The following is a 20,381-nucleotide window of genomic DNA, read 5'->3' as shown; positions in this document are numbered from 1 at the left end:
AGCCCCGCCAGCGTACCGACCACGCCTGCCAGAATCAGCACTGCCACCGGCGTTTTGTCACGGCGCAGCATCAGACGAAGAAAATCACCCCGGCGTGCGGGAACCACACGTAGCGAGTCGGAGGAGTGAGAAGAGTCGTTCATTTATTTAATGATACCTGCCAGCAAAACCACCCGTATTTTACGCAAAACGGCAGGTAAGATCCGATAAAAAACTTTTCATTCTGCAACTCTCCTTTTATCCGGTCGGCTTGTTCCCTAGAATGTAGGGGTTTTTTAATGAATCTTCAGGAGCGGAATCATGAGTCAGTCAGAAAATCTCTATGCTCAGGCGCAGCAATTCATTCCCGGCGGGGTCAACTCGCCGGTTCGCGCCTTTGCTGGCGTTGGCGGCATACCGCTCTTTATCGAACGCGCAGACGGCGCAAAGATTTATGACGTCGATGGCAAAGCCTATATCGACTACGTCGGCTCCTGGGGGCCGATGGTGCTGGGCCATAATCATCCGGCGATCCGCGATGCGGTGATTGAAGCCGCAGCGCGCGGCCTGAGCTTTGGCGCACCTACCGAAATGGAAATAACCATGGCTCGACGGGTGACCGAACTGGTGCCCACCATGGACATGGTGCGCATGGTGAACTCCGGCACGGAAGCGACGATGAGCGCGATCCGTCTGGCGCGAGGCTTCACCGGCCGCGATAAAATTATCAAATTTGAAGGCTGCTATCACGGTCACGCCGACTGTCTGCTGGTCAAAGCGGGATCGGGCGCGCTGACGCTCGGCCAGCCCAACTCCCCTGGCGTGCCTGCGGACTTCGCCAAACACACGCTGACCTGCACCTTTAACGACCTGGCGACGGTGCGCGCGGCGTTTGAGCAGTATCCGCATGAAGTCGCCTGCATTATCGTTGAACCGGTTGCCGGCAACATGAACTGCATTCCGCCGCTGCCTGACTTTCTGCCGGGCCTGCGCGCGCTGTGCGACGAGTTTGGCGCGCTGTTGATTATCGACGAAGTGATGACCGGTTTTCGTGTGGCGCTGGCGGGCGCGCAGGCACATTATGGCGTGAAACCGGATCTGACCTGTCTGGGTAAAATTATCGGCGGCGGAATGCCGGTTGGCGCGTTCGGCGGTCGCCGCGAGGTTATGGCCGCGCTGGCGCCCACCGGCCCGGTTTATCAGGCGGGCACGCTTTCCGGCAATCCGATTGCGATGGCCGCTGGCCTGGCCTGCCTGAATGAAATTGCTAAACCCGGATCGCACGACCGTCTGACCGCGCTCACCGACAAACTGGCGGACGGCCTGCTGGCCGCGGCGAAAGCGGAAAATATACCGCTGGTGGTCAACCACGTTGGCGGCATGTTCGGCCTGTTTTTTACCGATGCCGAAACGGTCACTCACTACGAGGACGTTACCCGCTGCAACCTGCCGCGCTTTAAGCAATTTTTCCATCTGATGTTAGCGGAAGGCATTTACCTCGCCCCGTCCGCCTGGGAAGCCGGTTTTATGTCGCTGGCACACAGCAATGAGGATATTCAGCACACCGTTGACGCGGCGCGGCGCTGCTTCGCTAAGCTGGATTAACCCGGAAGGGCAGGTTTGCACCTGCCCTTGACTATATTTTTCGCAGCAGATAGATAAAGTATGGCGCGCCGATAAAGCTCGCCAGCATCCCGGCCGGGATCTGGCTGGGAAACGCCACCATCCGACCGCACCAGTCTGCCACCATCATCAAACCGCCGCCCAACAGCGCAGCCATGATCTGCTGCGGCACCGTCCGGCGGAAACCGATCATTCGCGCAATGTGCGGCGCCATCAGGCCGATAAAGCTCAATGGGCCGGTGCTCAGCGTGGCCGCAGCGGTCAGCGCCGCTGCCAGCAGCAGCAGCGCGATACGCGTCGGCTTTAAAGCGATACCGACAGAGCGCGCCGTTTCACCGCCCAGCGGCAGTAGCGTCAGCCAGCGTCGGCACAGCGGCACCAGCGCAATCAGCACTGCTGCGGTAATCACCGTGCGCTGCGCCTGAAGCGCGCTCACCTTGTAGGTCGAGCCCGCAATCCACGCCATCAGGCTGGTCATGCGCGGATCGTTACTGGCCATCAGCAGGATCAGCAGCGTGGAAAAGGCAGTGCTCAGCGCCATACCGGCGAGTAACATACGCTCCGGCGAAAAACCGCCCCGCCCGCCGGTGATCAGGATCAGCAGCAGCGTCAGCGCGGCGCCCAGGCTCCCCGCAGGCAACAGCCAGGTGAAGGCGTCATTCGGCACCAAAAACATCATCACTACCACGCCGAATGCGGCACCGGAACTGATACCCAGCACTTCCGGGCTGGCCATCGGGTTACCGGTAAGGCGCTGAACAATACATCCCGCCACGCCCAGCATCATGCCGGTCGCCATCGCGGTGGCGACCCGTGGCATCCGCCATGGCAGCAGTTGCTCCCACAGCGCGCCTGTCGCCCATCGCCAGCCGTTGGCATCGCGGCCATAGCTGAGCGCCACCAGGGCAATCAGCAGCAGAACGGCGCAGCCGACCGCGCTCCACAGCAGGATACGATGGCGCTCCACGGGTATTTTGTCGCCCGCGTTCATCGCAGGCGGCGTTCCGCCGGTGCGCAGACGCGGTAACAGCCACAACAGCAGCGGTGAGCCGATAATCGCCGTCGCGGTGCCGGTGGAGACCTCACGCCAGTTGTCAGTGAGCCAGATCACCAGCTGATCCGCCAGCCAGAGCAGCAGCAGGCCAATCAGCGGTGCCAGCAGCAGACGACTGAGCAGACGTCGTGCGCCGAGCAGCTTCGCCAGCAGCGGCGCGAACAGGCCGATAAAACCGATGATGCCAACGGCATTGACGATCTGCGCGCTGAGGACGATGGCCAGCACCAGCACGGCAAAGCGCGCCGCTGACAGCGCCAGCCCCAGATTTTTCGCGACGCCATCGTCCAGCCCCATCAGCGTCATCGGGCGGAGCAGCAGCAGCGACAGCAAAAATCCTGCCAGCAGTTTAGGCCAGAGAAAGCTGACGTTGCTCCAGTCCATCTGGTTGAGCGTGCCGGTGCCCCACAGGAAAATACTTTGCAGGTAGTCGTGGTTAAACAGGCCGATAAGCTGATTCAACGCGCCGCAATAGAGCGAAATCACCAGCCCGGCCAGAATCAGCGTCACCGGCGAGAGGCGCTTGCCCCAGGCGATACCGAACACCAGCATCCCGACAATCAACGAGCCGCTCATGGCCGCCACCTGCGGGGAAAAAAGCCCGCCCGGCACCGCCCATAGCGTCGCCACGGTCAGGCCAAGCTGGGCGCCTGTCGCCACGCCAAGCGTGGTGGGTTCCGCCAGCGGATTGCGCAATACCTGCTGGAACAACAGCCCCACCAGCCCCAGTCCCGCACCCACCAACAGCGACAGCGCAAAGCGCGGCAGCAGGCTGAAGTGGAATACCATCTGCGCACCGCTGTTATTGTCGGGCGTTAACAGGGCATGCAGCCACTGGTCGCGCGGCAAATGTTGGCTGAAGTTGTACCAGGTGAGGCTCAGCGCCAGCACGAACAGTCCCGTCAGCAGCGCCGCCGGCATACGAATGGATGTTTTCATGCCGTTGTCCCCAGAACGCTGTCCAGCGAACGGCAGAAGCGCATCGCCGACAGCGTGCCGCCGTAAAACCAGACCTGCGGCACGCGGTGAAAACGTTTTTCGCGCACGAAAGGCATCGCCTGCCAGAGCGGCATCGCCTCAACCTGCTGCATGACGGCATCGTCGCCGTGATCGAAGCAGATCGCATCAACGCCCGTCATGCCAATCAGCCGTTCAATGCCAATGACCGCGCTGCCCCAGAAAGAGCTTTCCCCCTTCCAGGCGCTTTCAATACCCAGGTCATCCATGACGTTCTGAAACAGGCTACCTTTGCCAAACACCATGGTATGACGGCTATCCAGCACCGAGATCAGCAGCAGCGGCCGTTTGGTCCGCCGCGCCATGCGCACTTTGGCAGCGGCAATGAAGCTGTCGTACTGCGCGAGGTGCGCCTGCGCCTGGGGCAGAAGATTGAGATGCTCGCCCAGCCTTAACAATGATTTACGCGTCACATCCAGCGGTTTTCCGCTTTCATCACTGAAGGAAAACCCCATCGTTGGGGCGATCTGGCGGATCCTGCTGAGATCCGGGCCGTAGCCTGACGAGCAGAGGATCAGCGACGGCTTCATCTGGATCATCAGTTCCAGATTCGGCTCGGTGCGCAGGCCGACATCCACCGTGGAGGCGGGCAGTGCCGGTTCGGCCACCCAGTTGCGATAACCATGCTGTTCCGCTGCGCCCATCGGCGCGACGCCCAGCGCCATCAGCAGTTCAGTGGGCAGCCACTCAATGGTGATGATACGGCTGAGATCGACGGGTGACGCCGCGCGACTGCGCAGCACGGGAAGTAAGGGTGAAAGCGCCATCGCCATCAGCAGGCGGCGGCGAACAGGATCCGGCATGGTAATATCCATCCTTCAGTAAACGAAACTTACCGGCGCGCCGCCGTTCGGATGAGGGAGTGTTCCCATCGGGATGCCATAAATACGATCGAGCACCTCCGCCTGCATAATGTCCAGCGCATCGCCCTGCGCGATCATCGCGCCCTCGCGCAGCGCCACCAGCGAATCGCTGTAGCGGGCAGCGATATTGATATCATGCAGGATGGCGATCACCGTCAGTCCGCGCTCGTGGCTCAGCCGCTGGATCAGCGCCAGCACCTCCACCTGATGCGCGATATCCAGCGCGGAAGTCGGTTCATCAAGCAGCAGGCAGCGGCTGTTTTGCGCCACCAGCATGGCAATCCACGCACGCTGGCGTTCGCCGCCGGAGAGGCTGTCCACCAGCCGCCTGGCAAAGGGTTTCAGACCAACCAGCGCTATTGCCTCTTCAACCCGCTCACGATCTTCGGCACCAAACCGCCCCAGCGCGCCGTGCCACGGATAGCGTCCCATGGCCACCAGCTCGCGAACCGTCATCCCTTCGGCGGCCGGCAACTGCTGCGGCAGATAGGCCACTTCGCGGGCGAACGCTTTGGTATTCCACGTCTCCACGTTCTGACCGTTAAGCAGCACCTTGCCCGCCGTCGCGGCCTGGTGTCTTCCGAGCAGTTTAAGCAGCGTCGATTTCCCCGATCCGTTGTGGCCGATCAGCCCGCACACCTTGCCGGCAGGAAACGTCAGAGAAAGCGGTTGCAGCAGCGTACGGCCTGGTACGGTGAACGTCGCGCCATCCAGCGTGAAGGTTGTTTCTGTTACGTGCGACATAGCGGTCTTCTGATTGGAGGGCGCGGGTGAACCGCGCCCGTGTAGGTAAAGGATTAGAAGCGGAACGTGGCGGTCGCGACAACCTGGCGGCCTGCTCCCCAGAAGCAACCGTAGGTCTGGAAGCAACTGGCGACATATTCACGATCCAGCAGGTTTTTAACGTTCAGCGCCACGTTGGAACCGTACAGGCCAAAACGACCAAGATCGTATTTCACCACGGCATCCATCACCGTCGCGCTGCCCACTTTAAAGGTGTTCGCCGGGTCGCCATAGCTTGAGCCGATAAACCGACCACCGGCGCCCAGGGTTACCCCGCTCAGGGCGCCGTTATTAAAGGTGTAGTCACCCCACAGCGACGCCATGTGCTCAGGCACCTGCTCCGGCGTATTGCCTTTCAGCGTGGTGTCTTTGGTGAATTCCGCATCGGTATAGGTGTAAGAGGCGGTCATATTGACGTTGGCCGACAGCGCAGCTTTACCTTCCAGCTCCACGCCACGCGCGCGCACTTCGCCCGCAGGCACCTGGTTGAGCGCGTTATCAGGATCGGCCATCAGCGTATCGCTCTTGGTGAGCTGATAGACTGCCCCCGTCAGCACAATCGGACGATCTTTCGGCACATACTTCACGCCCGCTTCGTACTGCTCGCCTTTGGAAGGCGCATAGGCCACGCGCGGATCGCTGTAGAGGCTGAACGCGTTGGGTTCGAAAGACTGGCTGTAGCTGAAGTAAGGCGTGATGCCATTATCAAACAGGTAGTTAACGCCGCCGCGCCAGGTAAACTGGCGATCGTTGCGCTCAATGTAGCCGTTATCAGCGCGCACGGTGGTTGCCTGAGTTGACCAGTCGTAACGACCGCCCAGGGTGAATACCCATTTATCCCATTCCGCCTGATCCTGAACGTACAGGCCGGTCTGTTTGGACTCGTTCATCTGGTACGGCACCGCATCGCCAAAATCGACGTCGCTCATGGAGGGCAGATTATTCAGATCCAGCGCGGGCGCATTGCCAAACAGCGCGCTGATATCGTTACGCATCCGTGAATAGTCGACGCCGGTTAACAGGGTGTGCTGAACATCGCCGGTGCCGAACTTGCTTTCCAGTTGCGTATCAACGCTGAAATTCTGCAAACGTTCATGATCGACAACGGTGCCGCGGCCCAGATAGTGCGCCTGCTGAGCAGGCGTCAGCGCCTGACAGTAAACATTAAAGCCGTTCATGCTGTTGTTACACAGGCCGGTGCCGTAGGCGCTGTTCTGCGCCGTTTTCATTTCAGAGAAGCGCAGGTTCTGTCGAACGGTGAACGTATCATTGAACCCATGTTCAAAAGCGTAACCGACCATCTTCTGGTTACGCGAATAGGTATTGTTGGTCGCGCCTTCATTAAAGGCGCTTGAGAGATGGCCGCCGTTCGGCAGAGGTTCGACCGTGCCCTCTTTCGGCAACCAGCCGTAATAGCCGGTTTCCGGTTCGTTCTGGAAATAGGAGAGGAAAGTAAAATTGGTTTTTTCGTCCGGACGCCAGCTGAAGGAAGGGGCAATGGCGTAGCGCTGGGTTTCGGCGTTGGTCTGCTGCTCATTCGCAGAGCGCGCCAGGCCGGTCAGACGGTAAGAAAACTCGCCGTTATCGTCCAGCGCATCGCTGAAGTCAAACCCGGTCTGCATCAGGTTGTCGCTGCCCATTTTAAACTGCACTTCACGTAGCGGTTCGGTGGTCGGGCGTTTGCTGACCATAGATACGATGCCGCCGGGGCTGCTTTTACCATAGAGCACCGAGGTGGGCCCGCGCATCAATTCCACGCGTTCAAGCATGTAGGGATCGATTGAGGCGTCATTATAGAAATCGCCCTGGAGCTTCTGCCCGTCCAGGTAGTTGTTCTGGTTCAGGCCGCGCGAGGAGAACCCGCGAATAATCACGAAGTCGTAAGTGTCAGAAGCGCCACGGCTGCTTACCGTCACGCCAGGCGTGTACCCCAGCGCCTCTTTGACCGAGATCGGCTGGTGAATATCCAGCTCCTGACGCGTCACCACCGAAACCGACTGTGGGTTTTTCTCGATGGGCGTATCGGTTTTGGTACCGGTTGCGCTGTGTTTGGCGGCGATGGTGGCCGCAGGGCCCCATGCGTTTTCCTGTGGCGCATCACTGGTGCTGGCGTCAACGGTAATCGTCTGTTCGGCGGCAAAAGTGGAAGAGGAAACGGCCAGAGCAACAAGGAGGGCAAGGCGGCATTTCACTGGCAAAGACGAACGAATCAAAGATGCGGTTGGCATGTGGCATTTCTCTGAATGAAATTGATAAGTCGTAAACGTAAACGAGAATTATTATTATAACGGGGGGATAATATGCGAAACGCAGTGAATTCTGCAAGAAGAAATGCCCGGCTCAAACGCCATTTGATTCACGAACAGACGAATGTAGTTTGCCAGAAACAGGCCGGTAACGGTCTTGTTAATCTGAACACTCTGTTTGCTGCTGATTTGTTGTCACAATGGCTGCTGAACGATAAAAAAGCCGGTTCAGGATGAACCGGCTTTTTTGATCGGATGAAGATTATTGACCAAACATATCTTTAATCCATCCCGCCACGCCGTCGCTGTCTTTCTGCTCGTTTTGCGGCGCCTGCTGCTGTTGAGGCTGCTGCTGGGGCGCCTGCTGCTGTTGCAGCATTTGCTGTTGCTGCTGCATCACCTGCTGCTGTTGCTGACAGAGCGCGTTGCCATCGATGGTCCACACCGGCAGCATTCGCCAGCTACTGCTGGCACTGCTACAAACAAAGTTTCCGGCGGAGTCGATGTTCATCGGGGCAATATCTTCCGGCGGCGTCGCCAACAGCGGCATGGGCGCCTGATTATCAAGATAGTGACGATAAATCTGCATCGCGCCGCTGGCACCGTAGAGTTTGGTCGGCTGGTTGTTGTCGCGACCGATCCAGGTTATCGCCACCTCTTTGCCATCAATGCCCGCAAACCAGCTATCCACCTGATTGTTGGTGGTGCCGGTTTTGCCCGCCAGATGCGCGCGAGGATAGCGCGCGCCCAGCGCGCGCGCGGTGCCGTGATCGGCAACCTGCTGCATGGTATAGAGCGTCAGGTAAGCGGCCTGCGCGGGAACCACGCGCTCAGCCTGTGGGAAGCTCTGATAAAGCACGGTGCCATCTTCCGCAATCACCGAGCGAACGGCGGAGAGCGGCGCGCGGTTACCGCCGCTGGCGATGGTCTGAAACGCCTGCGCCACCTGAATCGGCGTCAGGTTGAGCGCGCCCAGCAGCATCGCCGGAACCGGCTGAAGCTGATCTTTCGGCACGCCCAGCCGCGTCCAGGTATCCACCACCTGCGGCAGGCCGAGCGTCATGCCCAGATTCACCGTCGGCACGTTCATCGAGTTAGTCAGGGCGTCCACCAACATCACCTGACCGCTGAAGCGGCGATCGTCGTTCTGCGGCTTCCAGATCTGACCGTTTGGCTGCTTCAGGGCGATCGGATTATCGGCAATCCAGGTATTGAGGCGATATTTATCCGGCTGCATTAACGCGGTGAGATAGGTGGCCGGTTTGGCCAGCGAACCTATCGAACGACGCGCCTGAAGCGCGCGGTTATAACCGGCGAACTGCGGATCGGCGCCGCCGACCATCGCGCGGACTTCCCCACTGAAGCGATCGACAATCACCATCGCGGTTTCCAGATCGTTCAGCTTGCGCTGCTTGCGCAGCGTCTGCACGCCCTCTTCCGCGGCTTTTTCAGCCGCATCCTGCGACACCGAATCCAGCGTGGTGAAGATCTTCACGCCCGACAGATCTTTTATCTTATCGCCCAGCTTCGCCTGTAGCTCGTTACGCACCATCTGCATAAAGGCCGGCTGCGGCGTGATCACGCCGCCTTTCGGCTGCACGCCCAGCGGTCGCGCGCTGAGCATGTCATACAGTTCCTGATCGATAACCTTTTGCTGCTGAAGCAAACGCAGCACCAGATTGCGGCGTTCCAGCGCCAGCCTGGGATTGCGCCACGGATTGTACAGCGATGCGCCCTTCACCATGCCCACCAGCAGCGCCTGCTGATCGAGGCTCAGTTCATCCACCGGACGGCCAAAGTAATAGAGGCTGGCAAGCGGGAAGCCGCGGATCTGATCGCCGCCCGCCTGGCCCAGATACACCTCATTCAGGTAAAGCTCGAGGATACGATCTTTGCTGTAGCGCGCATCCATGATCAGCGCCATATAGGCTTCGTTTGCCTTACGCCACAGAGAGCGCTCGTTGGTCAGAAACAGGTTTTTAACCAGCTGCTGCGTCAGCGTACTGCCGCCCTGCACCGCGCGACCGGCGGTAATGTTGGCCAGAAAAGCGCGGCCAATTGAGTAGAAACTGATGCCATCGTGCTGATAGAAATGGCGATCTTCAGTGGCGACCAGCGTATCCACCAGCAGATCCGGGAAACCCGCGCGCGGCACAAACAGGCGCTGCTCGCCCTTCGGCGATTGCAGCATGGTGATCAGGCGCGGATCGAGGCGGAAGAAGCCGAAGTCACGTCCGCTGTCGAGGTTTTTGATTTCGCTCAGCGCATCGTTGCTGAAGCTCAACCGTGCGCGGATTTGCCCCTCTTTGCTGTCCGGGAAGTCAAACGGGCGGCGGATCATCTCAATGCTGTTGGCCTGCACGGTGAATTCGCCGGGACGCGTCATGCGCGTGACCTGACGATACTGCGTGCCTTCCAGCAGGGCGATCATCTCTTTTTTGTCCCAGGACATGCCCGGTTCAAGACTGACCATGCGCCCGTACACCGTGGCGGGAAGCTGCCAGACTTTTCCGTCAATGCGGCTGCGGATCTGCGCGTCCAGGTAGACGCCATAAATAACCATCACCACGATGAAAATCAGCAACAGTTTGAGCAGCAGGCTCAGCCAGCCTCTTTTCTTGCGCGGCGGACGCCCTTTTCCTTTACGTGGCACGGGTTCACTCTCCTCGTCGTCTTCGTCATCCTGATAATCGTCTTCATAGTCCTCATCCCTGCGGCGACCCTGGCCCGCCAGATTGCGCGGGGGCCGTTTGCCTTTGCGCCCAATAGGTTCGCGATCGTCTGACATGCTCTTCTCTTCTCCGGGTAGCCGTCGGCCAGGCCGACTACTCTGTTATGGCTTAATGCGCTTCGGAACGGGAACCTTCCTAAATAGCGAGGTTCACGAGGGCGCGGAATACTTTTTCGTACGCCGCGTGGGCAGCGCGCTGGCCGGATCGTCCGGCCATGAATGTTTGGGGTAGCGTCCTTTCATATCCTTTTGCACATCCCGCCACGCACCCTGCCAGAACGCGGCCAGGTCGCGGGTGATCTGGAGCGGACGCTGCGCGGGCGAAAGCAGCTCCAGCACCAGGGGAATACGCCCGGCCGCCACGCAGGGATTCTGCGCTTCGCCGAACATTTCCTGGAGGCGAACCGCCAGCGCGGGCGGCTTCTCCTCATCGTAACGGATAGGCAGCCGACTTCCGGTGGGCACAGTGTAATGAGTTGGTAACAGAGTATCCAGTTGCTGTCGCTGCGACCATGTGAGTAAATGTAATAACGCCGCGACGACGTCGATATGCTTCAGGCCGCGCGCGTCGCGCACGCCGTTCATCGCAGGCAGCAGCCACTGATCCAGCGTCGCTACCAGCGCACTTTCGGTAGCGTCGGGCCAGTTCTCCTCAGGAAGCCACTGAGCTGCGCACACCAGCCGAATCCGCAGCTGCTCGGCCTGCGGCGTCCAGTTCAGCAGCGATAGACCTTTTTGCCGGATCCAGCGCAGCATGGCCGGGTGAAGTTCGGCCTCCTCCGGTTTGGTCAGCGGCTGCGCCCTGAGCACCAGTTCGCCAATCTGTTCTCGCTGCCAGGCGCGCAGCGTGCCGCGCGCCTCATCCCACTCTACTTCGGTGCGCGTTGTCACCAGTTGAGGCAGCGCGTTTTCCAGCGCCGCGATATCCAGCGGAATAGCCTGCAAAATGCGTGCGTCCGGCTGCGCGCTCCCCTGCAACAGGCCGGGCGCCAGCAGCCATTCGTAACGCGTCAGCGCATCCGCACCGTCCAGCATGGCGCCGGTGCCGTTCGCTAACTGGTAGCGTCCCTCAGCGCCGCGCCGACGGGCGATCCTGTCCGGGAAGGCGCTGGCCAGCAGCGGCGCTATCCGCCCGGCGTCCGGCGAACCGGTCGTTGCCTTCAGGCGTTTTTGCAGCTGTTTCGCCCGTGCCAGCCAGTGCGGCAGACGGCGATGAAACGCATCGCGTAAATCTGCACCACTGCGATCCGGCTCTTCCAACATCGCCGCCAGCAGCGCGGCGGTAGCAATACTGTCGGCATCGTCTCCGGCCGCAATCAGCATCGCGCCGATCCGCGGCTCTGCGCCCAGCGCCGCCATCTGTCGGCCTTTCGCATTCAGTTTTCCGTCTGCGTCGGTGGCGCCCAACTGAGACAGCAGCGCCTGCGCCTGACGAAGACCGGCTGCGGGTGGCGCATCCAGCCAGCGCAGTTGCCGCGCATCATAGCAGCCCCACTGCAAAATATTCAGCCACAGCGAGGCCAGATCGGCATGCAGCATTTCCGCATCGGCGTGGGCGGCAGCGCGTTCCGCCTGCTCACGAGCGATCAGGTGCAGACAAATGCCGGGTTCGAGACGTCCGGCGCGTCCGGCGCGCTGCGTCATTGACGCCTGACTGACGCGCTGCGTTTGCAGCCTGGTCAGACCGGTGCGCACGTCAAACATCGCCGTTCGCTCCAGCGCACAATCCACCACCAGGCGGATACCCTCAATAGTCAGACTGGTTTCTGCAATGTTGGTCGCCAGCACCACTTTACGCCGCCCCGTCGCCGCCGGAAGGATAGCTTTGCGCTGTTCGGTCAGCGACAGCGCGCCATACAGCGGACAGAGTTCGACCTCACTGGATACCTGCGACGCAAGCTGCATCTGTACGCGTTTGATCTCCCCGACGCCCGGCAGAAACAGCAGCAGGGAGCCTGGCTCCTCGCGCAGCAGCTGGCTCACCTGGCGCGCCACTGCCTCTTCAACGCGCAGGCTGGCAGGGAGCGAAGCGTAACGGCGTTCAACCGGAAAGGCGCGCCCTTCGCAGCAAATAACCGGCGCATCGGGCAGCATCGCCTGCAAGCGCGCGTTATCCAGCGTGGCGGACATCAGCATGATTTTCAGATCGTCGCGCAGGCCCTGCTGCACATCCAACAGCAGCGCCAGCGCCAGATCGGCTTCCAGGCTGCGTTCATGAAACTCATCAAGGATCACCAGCGACACGCCTTCCAGCATCGGATCGCGCTGTAACATGCGGGTTAAAATACCTTCGGTTACCACCTCCAGCCGCGTGTTCGGCCCGCTGCGGGTTTCAGCGCGCATGCGGTAACCCACGGTTTCGCCGGGCTGTTCACCCAACTGCCCGGCGAGGCGCTGTGCGACATTGCGCGCGGCCAGCCGCCGCGGCTCCAGCAGCAGAATGCGGCCGCTTAAGCCGCTTTGTTGCAGAATTTGCAGCGGCAGCCAGGTCGATTTTCCGGCGCCCGGCGGCGCGGCGAGCAGCAGCTGCGATGACTCGCGCAGCGCGGCAAGCAGTTCAGGCAGCACGGCGCTGACCGGTAATGAACTCACGTCTTAACTCCATAGCCTTATCCTGCCCGGCATTGTAGCATCCCTGTTCAGGGAATACCGGAGAGCACCATGAGCGAGCAAAAAAGGCTGTTTTTTGGCATTGAATTACCCCGGGAGAGCCGACAAAGCATCATTCAGTGGCGCGCAGAAACCTTCGCCGCGGAAGCAGGCCGGCCGGTAGCGGCAGAAAATCTGCACCTGACGCTGGCTTTTTTGGGTGAGATCAGCGAAGAAAGGTCGCTGATGCTGCAACATTCTGCGGGTCGCATCCGTCAACCGGCGTTTACACTCACGCTGGACGATGCCGGACACTGGCCGCGATCCGGCGTGGTCTGGCTGGGGCCAAAGCGCGCGCCGCGCGGGCTGCTCCAGCTGGCGGAACTTTTACGGTCGCAGGCGGCGCGCAGCGGCTGCCCGCAAAGTACGCTGCCCTTTCATCCGCACGTCACATTACTGCGCAATGCTTCACAGCCGGTCGCGTTGCCGCCGCGTAATTTCAGCTGGCCGTTCCGCGTGTCGCGCTTTGCGCTGTATCACTCATCGTACAGCCAGGGACGGACGCGCTATGGCGAAGTCGCTCACTGGCCGCTGGAGCAACCATGAAGTTTACGCCGCCGCTGCAACCGGCCCGGCTGGTAAAGCGCTATAAACGGTTTCTCGCCGATGTCATCACTCCTGAAGGCGTTGCGCTGACGCTGCACTGCGCCAACACTGGCGCGATGACCGGCTGCGCGACCCCGGGCGATACCGTCTGGTATTCAACATCTGAAAGTCTGACGCGCAAGTACCCGCACAGTTGGGAGCTGACGCAGACGCAGCAGGGCCACTGGATATGCGTAAATACGTTACGCGCTAATCTGTTAGTCAAAGAGGCGCTGACGGCAAAATGCATTCCGGAATTGTCCGCTTACTGCACGCTGCGCAGCGAAGTAAAATACGGCGCTGAAAAAAGCCGAATTGATTTCCTGTTACAGGCAGATAATCAGGCGAACTGCTATATTGAAGTCAAATCCGTGACGCTACTACAGCAGGGCAAAGGGTATTTCCCGGATGCGGTAACCGAACGAGGCCAGAAACACCTTCGTGAACTGACGAAGATTTCAGAAAATGGCCAGCGAGCGGTTCTTTTTTTTGCCGTTTTGCACACGGGAATTGAGGACGTTTCCCCCGCGCATCACATTGATGTGCGTTACGCAGAACTACTGGTTCAGGCTCGACAGAGCGGCGTGGAGGTGCTGTGTTATAACGCGCGGCTTTCTCCCGACGGTATGCAGTTAGAAAAAGCGCTGAACGTAGCGGTTTAAGACAGGATTACGCACTTTTTGTTAAAAAAAGATGCGTCACGCTGCGCTAATTACGCTTTTCTTCACAGTGCTGTCAAGGCATGTTGAGGAATAATTGCCAATCAGAATCGCTTCTGTTATTTATAGCGGCCTGTTTTTTTCCCCTCTGGGGATCGATAGTGCGTGTTATCCAGGAGAAGCAACATGCAAGAAGGGCAAACCCGTAAAACCTCGTCTCTGAGTATTCTCGCCATTGCTGGCGTAGAGCCGTATCAGGAGAAGCCGGGCGAAGAGTACATGAATGAAGCCCAGCTGGAGCATTTCAGGAAGATCCTTGAGGCCTGGCGTAACCAGTTGCGCGATGAAGTCGATCGCACGGTTTCTCATATGCAGGATGAAGCGGCCAACTTCCCCGATCCGGTTGACCGCGCCGCGCAGGAAGAGGAGTTCAGTCTTGAACTGCGTAACCGCGATCGCGAACGCAAACTGATCAAGAAGATTGAGAAGACGCTGAAGAAAGTAGAAGACGATGATTTTGGCTTCTGCGAATCGTGCGGCGTTGAGATCGGTATCCGTCGTCTCGAAGCGCGTCCCACCGCCGATCTTTGCATTGATTGCAAAACGCTGGCGGAAATTCGCGAAAAGCAGATGGCAGGTTAATGGCTGAAGACGCGCAGTGAAGCAGCCGCTTCACTGCCGTTATGAAACAATGTCCGCTTCTTATACAGGGCGTTTCGCCCCCTCTCCTTCCGGTGAATTGCATTTTGGTTCTCTGATTGCCGCGCTTGGCAGCTTTCTGCGCGCGCGTGCGCAGCAGGGCCGCTGGCGCGTGCGCATCGAAGACATCGACCCACCCCGAGAAGTCCCCGGCGCGGCCGCGCGCATTCTGCAACAGCTTGAGCAGCATGGTCTGCACTGGGACGGCGACGTGCTCTGGCAGTCACAGCGTCATGAGGCCTATGGCGAGGCGCTGAGCTGGCTTCAACGCCAACATCACAGCTACTACTGCACCTGTCCCCGCAGCCGTATTCAGCAACTGCCTGACGGCGTCTACGACGGCCACTGCCGCAGCCTGAACCATCCTGCGGAAAATGCCGCGCTGCGCCTGAAATCCGTCAGCCCGGTGTTCTGTTTTCAGGATGTGCTGCGTGGCGAGATCCATGCTGACGCCGCGCTCGCGCGTGAAGATTTTATTATCCACCGCCGCGACGGCCTGTTTGCTTACAATCTGGCTGTGGTGGTGGACGATCATTTTCAGGGCATAACGGAAGTGGTACGCGGCGCGGATCTGATTGAGCCAACGGTGCGGCAGCTCACGCTGTTTCGGCAGTTTGGCTGGCAGGCGCCTGATTATCTGCATCTGCCGCTGGTAATTAATCCGGACGGCAATAAACTCTCCAAGCAAAATCATGCCGCGCCGTTGCCCGCAGGCGACGCGCGGCCTGCGCTGGTGCAGGCGCTGCGTTTTCTCGGTCAGCCGGTCGGCGAAGGATGGCGGGATCTGTCGCAAACCGCGCTGCTGGAACAGGCTGTTGATCGCTGGGATCTCGCCGCCGTTCCGCGTCAGGACGCATCAATGCCGCAATGAGCATTCTCAAATGCGCCGCACTGAGCTATATTAGCCGCTGTTTTTTTATTGCCCAGCTTATTGTCACTATCGAGGTGTCCCATTTTTACCCGAGTTGCTAATTTTTGCCGAAAAGTTTTAAGCCGCGAAGGCGACGCGCCGGTTGAACCGATACAGGCGCCACGGATGAACGTGGTCCCGCGCGATCATCACACCATTTCGCGCAAAGACATTAGTGAAAATGCCCTCAAGGTGTTGTATCGCCTGAACAAAGCGGGCTATGAAGCCTATCTGGTTGGCGGCGGCGTACGTGATTTGCTGCTGGGCAAAACGCCGAAAGATTTTGACGTCACCACCAACGCCACGCCGGAGCAAATGCGTAAGCTGTTCCGCAACTGCCGCCTTGTCGGCCGCCGTTTTCGCCTGGCGCACGTGATGTTTGGCCCTGAAATTATTGAAGTCGCGACCTTTCGCGGGCATCACGAAGTGGAGCAGGACGAAGCCGATCGCAACGGTTCGCAGCGCGGCCAAAACGGCATGCTGCTGCGCGACAATATTTTCGGCAGCATCGAAGACGACGCACAGCGCCGCGATCTGACCATCAACAGCCTTTACTACAGCGTCGCCGACTTTACGGTGCGCGACTATGTCGGCGGGCTGAGCGACCTTCAGCAGGGCATCATTCGCCTGATTGGCGATCCTGAAACCCGCTACCGCGAAGATCCGGTGCGCATGCTGCGCGTGATCCGTTTCGCTGCACGGCTGGATATGACCATCGCGCCGGAAACCGCCGAACCTGTTCCGCGTCTGGCAACGCTGCTGCACGATATTCCGCCTGCGCGCCTGTTTGAAGAGACGCTTAAACTGTTGCAAACGGGCTACGGCTACGCAACCTGGCTGCAACTACGTGAATATCAACTGTTCCAGCCGCTCTTCCCGCTGATCACCCGCTACTTTACCGAGCAGGGCGACAGCAATATGGAGCGGATGATTGTGCAGGTGCTGAAAAACACCGACAGCCGTATCCACAATCAGATGCGCGTTAACCCTGCGTTTCTGTTTGCCGCCATGTTCTGGTATCCGCAGCTTGAAACCGCCCAGAAAATTGCTCAGGAGAGCGGGCTGTCCTACTACGACGCTTTCGCGATGGCGATGAATGACGTGCTGGACGAAGCGTGCCGCTCGCTGGCGATCCCTAAGCGTCTGACCACGCTAATCCGTGATATCTGGCAGCTTCAACTGCGGCTCTCGCGCCGCAACGGCAAGCGCGCCTGGAAGCTGATGGAACATCCTAAGTTCCGCGCCGCCTACGATCTGCTGGCGCTGCGCGCCGAGGTGGAGAACAACACGGAACTGCTCCGGCTTGCCGCCTGGTGGAACGATTTTCAGGTTGCCGCGCCGCCTCAGCAGAAAAACATGCTTACGACGCTGGACAGCGATCCCGAACCGCGTCGTCGCACGCGTCGCCCACGCAAACGCGTGCCCGGCCCGCGCCGTAACAGCAGCGATAACAACAACGCATGACGCGCGTCTACCTCGCGCTGGGCAGCAACCTGGCCGATCCGCTGCATCAGGTGCAGGCCGCGCTGGAGGCGCTTGACGCGCTGCCTGACAGCCTGCGCGTCGCCACCTCATCGTTATATCGCACGCCGCCCTACGGCCCGCCCGACCAGCCTGACTATCTCAACGCCGCCGTGGCGCTGGATACCGGGCTTGCGCCGGAGGCGCTGCTCGACCTCACGCAGCGCATCGAACGGGAGCAGGGCCGCGTTCGAAAAGATGAACGCTGGGGGCCGCGCACGCTTGACCTCGATATTATGCTGTTCGGCGATTTACAGCTGAATACGCCGCGACTGACCGTGCCGCACTACGATATGCGCAATCGCGCATTTATGTTGCTGCCGCTGCTGGAGATCGCGCCCGATGCGCAACTGCCGGACGGCGTCCGCATCGCCGACCTGCTCGCCTCACTCGATACCACACAAATTCAACCCTGGTAGCGCCGCCGCGTGCGGATGCAAAGCGCTCGTCCTTCCATTAAAATACGCTCAACAGCTATCCGACAGAGGTTACGATGAAGCCAACAACGGTTTCCACGCTTCACCAGTGGAAAAAAGAGGGGCGCAAATTCGCCTCTATCACCGCCTACGATTTCAGTTTTGCCCGCCTGTTTGCCGATGAGGGCGTGCCGGTATTGCTGGTTGGCGATTCGCTGGGCATGGTGGTGCAGGGGCACGACTCCACCCTGCCCGTCACCGTGACGGACATTGTGTATCACACGCAGGCCGTACGGCGCGGCGCGCCCAACGCGTTGCTGATGTCCGATCTGCCCTTTATGAGCTACGCCACACCGGAGCAGACCTTTGAGAACGCGGCGGCGCTGATGCGCGCAGGCGCGAACATGGTCAAGCTTGAGGGCGGCAAGTGGCTGGCGGAGACGGTGAAACAGCTGACCGAGCGCGCCGTTCCGGTCTGCGGTCATCTGGGCCTGACGCCGCAGTCGGTTAATATTTTTGGCGGTTATAAGGTGCAGGGCCGTGAAAGCACTGCCGCCGACAACCTGCTTGCCGACGCGCTGGCGCTGGAAGCGGCTGGCGCGCAGCTGGTGGTGCTGGAGTGCGTGCCGGTTTCGCTGGCGAAGCGCATCACCGACACGCTGTCGATCCCGGTGATTGGTATTGGTGCCGGTAACGCTACCGACGGGCAGATTCTGGTGATGCATGACGCCTTCGGCATTACCGGCGGCCACATCCCCAAATTTGCCAAAAATTTCCTTGCTGAAACCGGCGACATGCGCGCGGCAATCCGGCAGTATGTGGCGGATGTCGAAGCAGGCGCTTACCCTGCTGACGAACACAGTTTTAATTAACCGGGGGAAGGTTTGTGCTGATTATTGAAACCCTGCCGATGCTGCGTCGGGAGATTCGCCGCTGGCGACAGGACGGTAAACGTATTGCGCTGGTGCCCACCATGGGTAACCTGCACGACGGCCATATGACGCTGGTTGATGATGCGCGAGAACGCGCCGACATTGTTGTGGTCTCAATCTTTGTGAACCCGATGCAGTTTGAGCGGCCTGATGATCTGGCGCGCTACCCGCGCACGCTTCAGGACGATTGCGAAAAGCTGAACAAGCGCAAGGTGGATCTGATTTTTGCGCCCGCGCCCGGCGATATCTATCCGCTCGGCCTCAGCGAGCAGACCTTTGTTGAGGTGCCCGGACTTTCCGGACTGCTGGAAGGCGCCAGCCGTCCGGGACATTTTCGCGGCGTGTCGACCATCGTCAGCAAGCTGTTCAACCTGGTGCAGCCGGATCTCGCCTGCTTCGGCGAGAAAGATTACCAGCAGCTGGCGCTGATCCGTAAGATGGTGGCGGATATGGGTTATGACATCGACATCATTGGCGTGCCGACCGTGCGGGCCAAAGACGGGCTGGCGCTCAGTTCGCGTAACGGCTATCTGAGTGCCGATGAACGCAAGCTGGCTCCCGCCTTAAGCAAGGTGATGAATAGCATGGCGGATCGCCTTGCCAGCGGCGAACGTCACGTGGAAGAGATTATTGCCGATGCCGAAGCGGCGCTGACGCTGAAAGGATTGCGCCCGGATGGCCTGGCGATTTGCGATGCGGATACGCTGCTGCCGCTGAACGTCGACAGTCAGCGCGCGGTGATCCTGATGGCCGCCTGGCTCGGTATGGCGCGCCTTATCGATAATCAGCAGGTCGATTTAACGCAGTAACCGGTTCAGGCGCTCAGGCGTCTGTCATGATGATGTAACAAAGGTAGCAATACTATGATTCGTACCATGTTGCAGGGCAAACTTCACCGGGTGAAAGTCACTCAGGCGGATCTCAATTATGAAGGCTCCTGTGCCATCGATCAGGACTTTCTCGACGCTTCCGGCATTCTTCAGTATGAGGCGATCGACATTTATAACGTGACTAACGGTCAGCGTTTCTCAACCTATGCCATCGCCGCCGAGCGCGGTTCTAAAATCATCTCTGTCAACGGCGCGGCCGCTCGCTGCGCCTGCGAAGGCGATATCCTGATTATCTGCTCTTATGTCACCATGGAGGATGCAGAAGCCCGCGAATGGCAGCCTAAAGTGGCCTATTTCGAAGGCGATAATCAGATGAAGCGCCTGGCGAAAGCGGTTCCGGTGCAGGTTGCCTGATCCACGAGCGGGGGAAGTCTCCCCCGCTCATGATACGGCAATCATTCATCCTTCAGCGCTGCCAGGGTTGCCTGTCGCGCTTACGCCTGCTTACTTTTCCCCTCAAGCGGCTGCATTTCTATTTCCTCAGCGGGTGAGGCGCCGCGTGTCGGCGCCGTCTGCGATGAACTCGCCTGAGCGCGGGGGGGTGGTGCCGTTTGCGAGGAAACTGGCGGGGCGGCGGGTGCTGTCGTCTGCGCCGCAGCGGCTGGTGTCACCGGTGCTGCGGCCGGGGCGGCTGACAGCGGCAGAATCGGCTGGTTTGTCGGGGCAGAGGAAGTACCGCTGCTTTGCATTTGATTTCCCCTCCGAAGATTGAGATCTCTATAGGCCTGCGAAGCGCGATTCTTTGCGCTGGTTGCCAACTCACCTGTCCCCTTCGCCAGACTACCTGCCCCACTTGCCAGAGAATTGTAGCCCTGCGTTGCCAC

The 20,381-nt window shown here is 59.7% G+C and carries 18 protein-coding genes; 11 read left to right on the top strand and 7 right to left on the bottom strand.

What is annotated here, in order from left to right; genetic code table 11:
- Nucleotides 1-300 precede the first annotated feature (300 nt).
- A complete protein-coding gene (hemL, locus tag GS12_RS18970; protein ID WP_034949678.1) occupies nucleotides 301-1,584 on the top strand; it encodes a glutamate-1-semialdehyde 2,1-aminomutase in 1,284 nt (427 codons plus the stop codon).
- Nucleotides 1,585-1,615: 31 nt separating this feature from the next.
- Here the strand turns inward: hemL and fhuB are convergent, their stop codons facing one another.
- Genes fhuB through fhuA form a run of 4 tightly spaced genes read right to left on the bottom strand, consistent with a single transcriptional unit; the run spans nucleotide 1,616 to nucleotide 7,547 of the window.
- Nucleotides 1,616-3,595: a Fe(3+)-hydroxamate ABC transporter permease FhuB gene (gene fhuB / locus GS12_RS18965; protein ID WP_034949676.1), complete on the bottom strand. Its 1,980-nt coding sequence runs from the start codon at nucleotides 3,593-3,595 to the stop codon at nucleotides 1,616-1,618.
- Complete coding sequence (fhuD, locus tag GS12_RS18960) at nucleotides 3,592-4,476, bottom strand: Fe(3+)-hydroxamate ABC transporter substrate-binding protein FhuD (RefSeq protein ID WP_034949683.1); 885 nt, start codon at nucleotides 4,474-4,476, stop codon at nucleotides 3,592-3,594. Before fhuD ends, fhuB begins: the two co-directional genes overlap by 4 nt.
- A 15-nt stretch (nucleotides 4,477-4,491) precedes the next feature.
- On the bottom strand, nucleotides 4,492-5,280 hold the full coding sequence (fhuC, locus tag GS12_RS18955; protein WP_034912428.1) for a Fe3+-hydroxamate ABC transporter ATP-binding protein FhuC: 789 nt from the start codon (nucleotides 5,278-5,280) through the stop codon (nucleotides 4,492-4,494).
- 53 nt (nucleotides 5,281-5,333) lie between these two features.
- Entirely contained in the window at nucleotides 5,334-7,547 is a 2,214-nt protein-coding gene (gene fhuA, locus GS12_RS18950) for a ferrichrome porin FhuA (RefSeq protein ID WP_051936973.1), read from the bottom strand.
- Between the two features lie 72 nt (nucleotides 7,548-7,619).
- Here fhuA and GS12_RS24395 point away from each other — a divergent pair, with 72 nt between their 5' ends.
- Nucleotides 7,620-7,802: a hypothetical protein gene (locus tag GS12_RS24395; protein ID WP_152601445.1), complete on the top strand. Its 183-nt coding sequence runs from the start codon at nucleotides 7,620-7,622 to the stop codon at nucleotides 7,800-7,802.
- 25 nt (nucleotides 7,803-7,827) lie between these two features.
- On the opposite strand, the gene mrcB is transcribed toward GS12_RS24395, so the two are convergent.
- Both mrcB and hrpB read right to left on the bottom strand, forming a co-directional pair.
- A complete protein-coding gene (mrcB, locus tag GS12_RS18945; RefSeq protein ID WP_034949675.1) occupies nucleotides 7,828-10,353 on the bottom strand; it encodes a bifunctional glycosyl transferase/transpeptidase in 2,526 nt (841 codons plus the stop codon).
- A 93-nt stretch (nucleotides 10,354-10,446) separates the two neighbouring features.
- Nucleotides 10,447-12,888: an ATP-dependent helicase HrpB gene (hrpB, locus tag GS12_RS18940; RefSeq protein ID WP_034949672.1), complete on the bottom strand. Its 2,442-nt coding sequence runs from the start codon at nucleotides 12,886-12,888 to the stop codon at nucleotides 10,447-10,449.
- A gap of 69 nt (nucleotides 12,889-12,957) precedes the next feature.
- Here hrpB and thpR point away from each other — a divergent pair, with 69 nt between their 5' ends.
- From thpR to panD, 9 genes are all read left to right on the top strand, one after another.
- Entirely contained in the window at nucleotides 12,958-13,491 is a 534-nt protein-coding gene (gene thpR, locus GS12_RS18935; RefSeq protein ID WP_034949670.1) for an RNA 2',3'-cyclic phosphodiesterase, read from the top strand.
- A complete protein-coding gene (gene sfsA, locus GS12_RS18930) occupies nucleotides 13,488-14,192 on the top strand; it encodes a DNA/RNA nuclease SfsA (RefSeq protein WP_034949667.1) in 705 nt (234 codons plus the stop codon). Before thpR ends, sfsA begins: the two co-directional genes overlap by 4 nt.
- A gap of 183 nt (nucleotides 14,193-14,375) precedes the next feature.
- Entirely contained in the window at nucleotides 14,376-14,831 is a 456-nt protein-coding gene (dksA, locus tag GS12_RS18925) for an RNA polymerase-binding protein DksA (protein ID WP_034949664.1), read from the top strand.
- A gap of 49 nt (nucleotides 14,832-14,880) precedes the next feature.
- Entirely contained in the window at nucleotides 14,881-15,759 is an 879-nt protein-coding gene (gene gluQRS, locus GS12_RS18920; protein ID WP_034949680.1) for a tRNA glutamyl-Q(34) synthetase GluQRS, read from the top strand.
- Between the two features lie 81 nt (nucleotides 15,760-15,840).
- A complete protein-coding gene (gene pcnB / locus GS12_RS18915) occupies nucleotides 15,841-17,262 on the top strand; it encodes a polynucleotide adenylyltransferase PcnB (RefSeq protein WP_235421240.1) in 1,422 nt (473 codons plus the stop codon).
- Nucleotides 17,259-17,738: a 2-amino-4-hydroxy-6-hydroxymethyldihydropteridine diphosphokinase gene (gene folK, locus GS12_RS18910; protein ID WP_034949660.1), complete on the top strand. Its 480-nt coding sequence runs from the start codon at nucleotides 17,259-17,261 to the stop codon at nucleotides 17,736-17,738. Before pcnB ends, folK begins: the two co-directional genes overlap by 4 nt.
- A 74-nt stretch (nucleotides 17,739-17,812) precedes the next feature.
- Nucleotides 17,813-18,607 (top strand): 3-methyl-2-oxobutanoate hydroxymethyltransferase, encoded by a 795-nt coding sequence (gene panB, locus GS12_RS18905; RefSeq protein WP_034949657.1) that lies wholly within the window; start codon nucleotides 17,813-17,815, stop codon nucleotides 18,605-18,607.
- A 14-nt stretch (nucleotides 18,608-18,621) separates the two neighbouring features.
- Nucleotides 18,622-19,476, top strand: coding sequence for a pantoate--beta-alanine ligase (gene panC / locus GS12_RS18900; protein ID WP_034912400.1), 855 nt, complete (start codon nucleotides 18,622-18,624; stop codon nucleotides 19,474-19,476).
- Nucleotides 19,477-19,530: 54 nt separating this feature from the next.
- On the top strand, nucleotides 19,531-19,911 hold the full coding sequence (panD, locus tag GS12_RS18895) for an aspartate 1-decarboxylase (RefSeq protein ID WP_034912399.1): 381 nt from the start codon (nucleotides 19,531-19,533) through the stop codon (nucleotides 19,909-19,911).
- A gap of 80 nt (nucleotides 19,912-19,991) precedes the next feature.
- Here the strand turns inward: panD and GS12_RS18890 are convergent.
- Nucleotides 19,992-20,381, bottom strand: a 390-nt coding sequence (locus tag GS12_RS18890; protein ID WP_235421238.1) for a hypothetical protein, incomplete at its 5' end; no start/stop codon positions are given.

Origin of the sequence: Erwinia oleae (genome assembly GCF_000770305.1) — a bacterium.
In the GTDB taxonomy this organism is placed as follows: Bacteria; Pseudomonadota; Gammaproteobacteria; order Enterobacterales; family Enterobacteriaceae; genus Erwinia; species Erwinia oleae.
This window is presented reverse-complemented; position numbering and strand designations above follow the sequence as displayed.